The sequence below is a fragment of the Novosphingobium sp. B-7 genome (genome assembly GCF_000410615.1).
Classification (GTDB): domain Bacteria; phylum Pseudomonadota; class Alphaproteobacteria; order Sphingomonadales; family Sphingomonadaceae; genus Novosphingobium; species Novosphingobium capsulatum.
The window spans coordinates 489-7,760 of the sequence record NZ_KE148316.1 but is presented as its reverse complement, the minus strand read 5'-3'; the positions used below and the strand labels follow the sequence as shown (position 1 = coordinate 7,760).

The following is a 7,272-nucleotide window of genomic DNA, read 5'->3' as shown; positions in this document are numbered from 1 at the left end:
GCACCGGCTGCAGGCGGGCCAATGCATCAAGCGTTGCCGCCGCCGCGCCGCCGCTGGCGATGACCAGCCCCGCCGCCACCAGCGCGTTGGCCGCCTGATAGGCGCCGATCAGCGGCAGCGTGACCTTGCGCGTGGCACCATCGTGCACCAGTTCCAGCACTTGGCCCAGCTGCGTCGGCGTGCGGCCAGCCAGGCGGATCGCCTCACCCTTTTCGCCCACGGTCAGCGCCTTGAGGCCGCGCGCGGCGACATGGGCCAGGGCCTTGTCGCTCCAGGTATCGTCGGCCCAGACCACCGCCGTGCCGCCATCGGCCACCACTTCGTCAAACAGGCGCATCTTGGCCGCGAAATAGGCGTCCATGGTCTCGTGATAATCGAGATGGTCGCGGCTCAGGTTGGTAAAGCCGCCGGCCACCACACGCAGCCCTTCGTTGCGGAACTGCGAAAGGCCGTGGCTCGACGCCTCATAGGCGACATGGCTCACCCCTTCACGGGCCAGGCCGTGCATGTTGGCCAGGAACGTGACGATATCGGGCGTGGTCAGCCCAGTCGACACGCTTTCATCGGCAGTGGTAACGCCCAGCGTGCCGATCGAGGCAGCGGCGTGGCCGGCCATGCGCCACAGCTGGCGCGTCATTTCCACGGTCGAGGTCTTGCCGTTGGTGCCGGTGACGGCCACCACGGTTTCGGGCACCGGGGCAAAGAACGGCGCGGCGAGATGCGCGAACAGGCGGCGCGGGTTGACATCGGCGATATGCACGGCGCCTTCGACGCGCGCTTCGGGCCGGGCGACCACCGCGACGGCGCCAGCGGCGATGGCGGCGGGAATGAAATCCTCGCCATTCACCTGCGCACCGGCAAAGGCGCCAAACACCGTGCCCGGCGCCACCTTGCGGTTGTCGATGGCAAAGCCGGTTACGTTGATGTCAGCGGCTGCATCGAGCAGCGCCACGCCGGCAGACCGTGCCAGCACACCCAGCTTCATTCACCTTCTCCATTGCCGATCAACGGCGAAAGATCCGAAATATCCACGTCGCGGCTGCCATCGGGCACCACGCCGAGCAGCGGCCCAATGCGCGGCACCACGCGGCCGACGATCGGCGCCGCGTTCCAGGCCGCGGTGCGCTGGCCCGAGGTGGCCGCCGTGCCTTGCGGTTCATCGAGCATGGCAATGACCACATAGCGCGGCTTGTCCATCGGGAAGGCGGCCGCAAAGGTCGCAACCAGCGAGGTCTTGCGATAGCCGCCATTGCCGGGCTTTTCGGCCGAGCCGGTCTTGCCGCCCACGCGGAAGCCCGAGGCATCGGCCTTGCGGCCCGTGCCATCGGCCACGATCATGCGCAGCAACTGGCGGATGCGCGCGCTGGTCGAGGCCTTGAACACGCGGGTGCCGGCCGGAATATGCGCCGGATCGACCTTGAACAGCGTGGCCGGGCGCCAGATGCCGCCGTTGACCAGCGCGGCATAGGCGCAGGCCAAGTGCAGCGGCGTAACCGCGATGCCGTGGCCATAGCTGACCGTCATGGTGGTGATCCGGCTCCAGTCGCCAGCCTTGTTTTCGCCGTGCGGCCACAGCGGGAAACCGCGCGCCGGCAGCTCGATCGTGGGGCGCTGGTTCATGTGCAGCGCCATCATCGTCTGCCTCAGCAGCGGGCCGCCCAGCTTGTCGGCCACTTGCGCGGTGACGATGTTCGACGAGTGGATCAGCGCCTCGGGCACGTTCAGCGAGGCGCCGAAGTTGTGGCTGTCGTGGATGGTGCGCCCGGCAATGTGCAGCGGCGCAGTTGGATAGCGCACCGACAGGTCGGTGACGACGCCAGCATCGATCGCGGCGGCAATGGTGATCGGCTTGAACGTAGAGCCAAGCTCGTACACCTGGTTCGACACGCGGTTGAACACCAGGTCGTTGAATGCGCGGTCTGACCGGTTGGGGTTGAACGACGGCAGCGAGGCGAGCGCGATCACTTCGCCGCTATCGACGTCGAGCACGATGCCGGCAGCGCCCTTGGCATTGCTTTCCTGCATGCCGCGCAGCAGCTCGTCTTCCAGCGCACCCTGGGCGCGCGAATCGAGCGAGAGTTCCACCGGGGTGCCGCGCTGCGCGGGATCGAGCAGGCGGGGTTCGAGCACCTGCTCCATCCCGACGTGGCCCTTGCCCTCTTCATCGACATAGCCCAGCACGTTGGCCGCGAGCGAGCCTTGCGGATAATAGCGCTGATTCTCGCGCGGGAATTCCAGCGCCGGTTCGCCCAGGGCGAACACGCGATTGGCTTCCTCGGGCAGTACGCGCTTGCGCAGATAGCTGCCCTTGGCCGATTTCAGCCGGGCAACCAGATCCTTGTAATCAGCATCGGGAAAGATCTGCATCAAGGCGCGGGCCACTTCCTCGGGCGTCTTGACCAGAGGGTTGCCCTTTTCGCCCAGCGCCTTGGGATTGAACCACAGCGAATAGGACGGGAACGCGCGGGCCAGCGGCACGCCGTTGCGATCGGTGATCTCGCCGCGCGGGGGCAGCAAGGCCTCGGCCAGCGAGCGGCGATCGGGCGCCTGTTCGAACAGGCCCAGCTGCGTCAGGCGCACCAGCGCCGTCAGCGTCAGGAAGACAAAGCCCACCGCGACCACCAGGACGCGAACCTTGGCAGTGACCAGCGAACGCTGGCGCACGCTGGCCAGCTGGACGCGGCCGGTGGCGATGGCGGCCGAGGCGGTAAGCTGGTTCACCGGCTCGTCTTCACTCCTGTCTTGCGATCCCCGCGGGCACTCTTTTGCGCAGTCTTGACCGGCGGCTTGGCCTTGGCCTTCGCCTTGTCCTTGCCGCCTTTACCATCCCTGGCGTCTGCCCGGGCAGACTTGGTGCCAGCCTTAGTCCGCGCGGCGGTCTCGCGGGAAGCCTTGGACGCGGTCTTCTCCACACCTGCCGTGTGCTTGGCTGTGGTCTTGTCGTGCTTTTCGCGCTTTTCGTCGCGCGCCGCCACCGTATGGTTGGTGGCCGCATGCAGCGTGCCGAGCTTTTCGGCCAGCGTGGCGGTTGCCTGGGCATGGTCGAGCGGGCGGCTGCGCGGCTTGCCGGCGCCAGCATCATCGCTTTCCGCCTCGTGCGTTTCCGACAGCGGCCGCACCGCCGGGTGATCGCCCGACAGCGCCGGGAACGCGGCAGCGGCAATCACGCTGTCATCCACCGTGGCCACGCGGATCGGCGCGGGCGCATCAGGTTCGGCCGGCCTGCTCAACACCGCGAGTTGGCGTTCATTTTCCAGATATTGCCCGGCAACCGGGGCGACATAGCCGAATTCAAGATCGTTCCACGCCTTGAGCTGCTGCTGGTTGGCGCGCGTTTCGAACTCGGTTTCCAGGTACATCTTCTGCTGCTTGAGCGCCACGATCTGGCCCTCGGCCCGATGCACCTGGCTGCGCAGGGCATTGACCCGGAACGACAGGATCATGACCAGTGCGCCGCACACTGCAAGCAGGGCGAGCCAACCGATCGAACGCAGGCGTTGAGCAGACAGGATCATGCCGACAGGTTCCCCGCAAGCGCGCGCGCTGGGGCAGCGGTTCGCACCGCCCAGCGCAAGGTGGCAGACCTGGCGCGCGGATTGCGCGCCTCTTCTTCAGGGCCAGGGCGGATCGCCGCCGATGGCTTTTCGAACACGGCCGCAAAGGCTTGCGCCTGGGGCGGCAGATGGCGCGAGCCCGCAGGCGTGGCGCCCGCCGCCTCGCGCAGGAACTGCTTGACGATACGGTCTTCCAGGCTGTGGAAGCTGACCACGGCCAGCCGTCCGCCCGGCGCCAGCAGGCGCTCAGCCGCATCAAGCGCGGCGCGCAGTTCGTCCAGTTCGCCGTTCACGTGAATGCGCACCGCCTGGAAACTGCGCGTGGCCGGATCCTTGGCTGCCCCCGGGCGATAGCCCAGCGCCTTGCGCACCACGGCGGCGAATTGCCCAGTGGTGGTCAGCGGGCGCGCCGCGACCACGGCGCGCGCGACCCGGCGCGATTGCCGCTCTTCGCCGTAGATATAAAGCACATCGGCGATCTCGGCCTCGTCGGCCTCGTTCAGGAAATCGGCCGCGCTCATCCCGTCCTGCGACATGCGCATGTCGAGCGGACCATCGCTGGAAAAGGCAAAGCCACGCTCGCGCTGGTCAAGCTGCATCGAGCTGACCCCGATATCGAGCACCACGCCCTGCACCTGGCCCACCCCGGCTTCGGCCAGGGCAGTGGCCATTTCCGAAAACCGGCGCGGATGGAGCACGAGGGTGGGCGCGGCGCCCTGGGTTTCGGGCCAGAGGCGGCCAGCGGTGATCGCATCGGGATCGCGATCAAAGGCATGGACGGTGGCGCCCTGCGCCAGGATCGCGCGGGTATAGCCGCCCGCACCGAACGTGCCGTCGACGATCACCTCGCCCGGCTGGGGTGCCAGCGCGGCGATCACTTCATCGAGCAGCACGGGAATGTGCGGGGCCTGCGCGGGCACAGCTGCCGAGGGCGGCAGGTCAGAGGGCAGCCCCGCGCTCACTTGCGCTTCGCCTTTTGCGCGGCTTCGGCCATCAGCGCGCGGCAGGTCGCCTTGGCGCTGTCCCAGCCGCTGTCCATGGTGAACAGCACCTCGGGTGCCCAGATGGTGAAGAATTCGCCGCCGCCATGGAAATAGAGCGCGTCGTTCACGCTGGCCTGCTCCCCCAGGTGATCGGGCAGGATGAAACGACCGGATTCGTCAAAGCTGGCACGGAGGAAACCATAAAGCTGGGCGGCACGGGTGTCAGGGTCAAAGTCGTCGCCGCGCTTGAAGGCCATTTCCTCTTCCCGGGCAATGCGGGCGGGAAAGGTTTCCACGCGGGACAGCCCGAAACCGGTGAGGCAGGGGAACTTGTGATGGCGATCGAGGCAAAGCAGGCGCTGGCCCTGCGAAGCGTCTTTCACGGTGGCGCGGAAGTCTGCGGGCAGGACGAAGCGGTTCTTCTCGCCACGCGGCGAGAAGCCCTGCCCCCAATAGTTTGACGGTGCTCCCGCCACGTCCCGTCACCACCTTGCCCGCCGGACAAAAGCTCCCCGTCGACGGCTGATGTGCGCACACCAGCCGAACCATCCCCCACGGATGCGACATGAAAGCTTGTCCCGATGGCGCCATGCTATCGCGGGACGCCCCGGGCGAAAAGGGGAAATTGCGGGAAAGAACGGTCAGAAGCTGATTCGATTGAGGTTTTTTATGGTATTTTACGCTTAACCATAGATATGTTCACTTTATGTTTCACATTGAAGCCCTTGGAATCCCGCCAGTTTCCGAATCACGCCCGTTTCGGAGATGCTTTTTCCCGCGCTTTCCCGTGAACGAACGGGAATGATCGGCGGTTTGGCCCGTGCTTTCCCCGAACAGGGCGGATTTGCCACCTGGGGGCAATCCGCAGTGCGGCGGATCAGTGCTGCTGGCTGGGGTTCTGTTGCGCGGGGGCGGCGCCCACCGGCAGTTCGGGGGCCACGCCCATGTCGACCAGCGGGTCGTTGGCGGCCGTGGCGCTCGCTTCCACCGTGGGATCGAGTGCGGCCGCGCGGTTGGCCAGGGTCACCCGCTCCATGACGACATTGGCCAGGCTGATCAGCAGGATGATCCCGCCCAGGCCAAACAGCCCCACTTGCAGGCGATAGACCGCCTGCGCGCGCAGTTCACGGGGCGAAAGCGGGACATGATGCACCGGCGCGATCGGCGCAGCCGATGCGGCCCCGAACGGGGTCAACTTGCGTTCGCGATGCAATCGGAACAGCGCCATCGCGCGGCTATAGCTTATTGCTCAAGCCACGGGAAGATGGGCAGCCCCTTGGCGCGCAGCCATTCGGGATTGTAGAGCGACGAGAGATAGCGGAAGCCGGTATCGCACAGGATCGTGGCTACCCGCGCGCCAGGGCCGAGTTGCTTGGCTAGCGCCACTGCGCCTGCCACGTTGATCCCGCTCGACAGGCCCAGGCACAGCCCTTCCTCGGCCAAGAGGCGCTCGACCCAATAAAGCCCTTCCTGGTCGGAAATGCGGAACTGGGTATCGATCGGCGCGCCTTCCAGGTTCGCGGTGATGCGGCCCTGGCCGATGCCTTCGGCGACAGAAGACCCTTCGGCCTTGAGTTCGCCATGGGCGTAATAGTTGTAGAGCGCAGCGCCGTGGGGATCAGCCAGGCCCACGGTGATCTTTTCGTCAAAGGCCTTGAGGCCCATGCCGGTGCCGGCGATCGTGCCACCGGTGCCCGCCGCGCAGATGAACCCATCGACGCGGCCATCCATCTGCGCCCAGATTTCGGGCGCAGTGCTTTCGATATGGGCGCGGCGGTTGGCAATGTTGTCGAACTGGTTGGCCCAGATCGCGCCTTCGGTTTCCTCGGCAATGCGGCGCGAGGTGTGGACGAAATGGTTGGGATTGGAAAAGGGCGCCGCCGGCACCAGCACAAGCTCGGCCCGCAGCGCGCGCAGCGTATCCATCTTTTCGCGCGACTGCGTCTCGGGCATGACGATCACGCTTTTGTAGCCCAGCGCATTGGCGACCAGCGCCAGGCCGATGCCGGTGTTGCCCGCCGTACCTTCGACGATGGTGCCGCCCGGCTGCAGCGCGCCGCGTTCCTCGGCATCGCGCACGATCCACAACGCGGCGCGATCCTTGACCGAGGCACCGGGGTTGGCAAATTCGCACTTGCCATAGATTTCGGCGCCAGCCGCCTCGCTCGGGCCGGCCAGGCGCACGAGCGGAGTGTTGCCGATCAAGGAGAGGCTGTCAGGGACGATCGCGGAAGCAGTCATGCCTTGCGAGGTAAGGCGCCATGACGCAAACGGCAACCCAATTGCGCTTGGGGCCGGCAAAGCTATTCGCGCGCCGCCCGGATCGCCGCTGCCCCGGCAAACGGCGCCACGGCCAGCGCTACCAGGCTGCACGCCGCCAGCAGGCCGAGCCCGCCCTCACCTCCCGGTTGCAGCGAACCAGCCCCGAAAATCAGCAGCGGCACCGTCAGCGGAATGGCCAGCAGCCCGCCCAGCGCCGCACCGGCGCGCAGGCCGGCAGTGAGCGCGGCGATCGTCACGCCAATCGCCGCAAGCCCCGGCGTGCCGAGCAGCAGACCCCATTCGACCATGGCCAGTTGCCCGGCATCGAGCGAGAGCAGCCCGGCTGCCACGGGCGCTGCCAGGAGCAGCGGCACGCCAAAGCTGATCCAGTGCGCCACGATCCGCACCATCAGCAGCACTTCTTCCGACAGGCCGCGCAACGCCCACTGATCGAACAGCCCGGCTTCGACATC

General features: G+C 66.8%; 8 protein-coding genes. All 8 read right to left on the bottom strand.

What is annotated here, in order from left to right; genetic code table 11:
• A partial coding sequence (locus tag H926_RS0109990; protein ID WP_022676172.1) for a Mur ligase family protein occupies nt 1-985 on the bottom strand: 985 nt, incomplete at its 3' end.
• Nucleotides 982-2,721 (bottom strand): penicillin-binding protein 2, encoded by a 1,740-nt coding sequence (locus tag H926_RS0109985; protein WP_022676171.1) that lies wholly within the window; start codon nt 2,719-2,721, stop codon nt 982-984. The genes H926_RS0109990 and H926_RS0109985, both read right to left, overlap by 4 nt.
• Nucleotides 2,718-3,515 carry a hypothetical protein gene (locus tag H926_RS34100; RefSeq protein WP_022676170.1) on the bottom strand — a complete coding sequence of 266 codons (798 nt, stop codon included), beginning with the start codon at nt 3,513-3,515 and terminating at the stop codon, nt 2,718-2,720. Before H926_RS34100 ends, H926_RS0109985 begins: the two co-directional genes overlap by 4 nt.
• Entirely contained in the window at nt 3,512-4,516 is a 1,005-nt protein-coding gene (rsmH, locus tag H926_RS0109975; RefSeq protein ID WP_022676169.1) for a 16S rRNA (cytosine(1402)-N(4))-methyltransferase RsmH, read from the bottom strand. The genes H926_RS34100 and rsmH overlap by 4 nt, the downstream gene beginning before the upstream one ends.
• Nucleotides 4,513-5,013 (bottom strand): division/cell wall cluster transcriptional repressor MraZ, encoded by a 501-nt coding sequence (locus H926_RS0109970; protein WP_022676168.1) that lies wholly within the window; start codon nt 5,011-5,013, stop codon nt 4,513-4,515. The genes rsmH and H926_RS0109970 overlap by 4 nt, the downstream gene beginning before the upstream one ends.
• A gap of 401 nt (nt 5,014-5,414) precedes the next feature.
• Nucleotides 5,415-5,750: a hypothetical protein gene (locus tag H926_RS26690; protein ID WP_233253890.1), complete on the bottom strand. Its 336-nt coding sequence runs from the start codon at nt 5,748-5,750 to the stop codon at nt 5,415-5,417.
• Nucleotides 5,751-5,779: 29 nt separating this feature from the next.
• A complete protein-coding gene (locus tag H926_RS0109960) occupies nt 5,780-6,778 on the bottom strand; it encodes a cysteine synthase A (RefSeq protein ID WP_022676166.1) in 999 nt (332 codons plus the stop codon).
• A gap of 62 nt (nt 6,779-6,840) precedes the next feature.
• Nucleotides 6,841-7,272 (bottom strand): heme exporter protein CcmB (locus H926_RS26685; protein ID WP_043608944.1); only part of this gene is annotated, 432 nt, incomplete at its 5' end.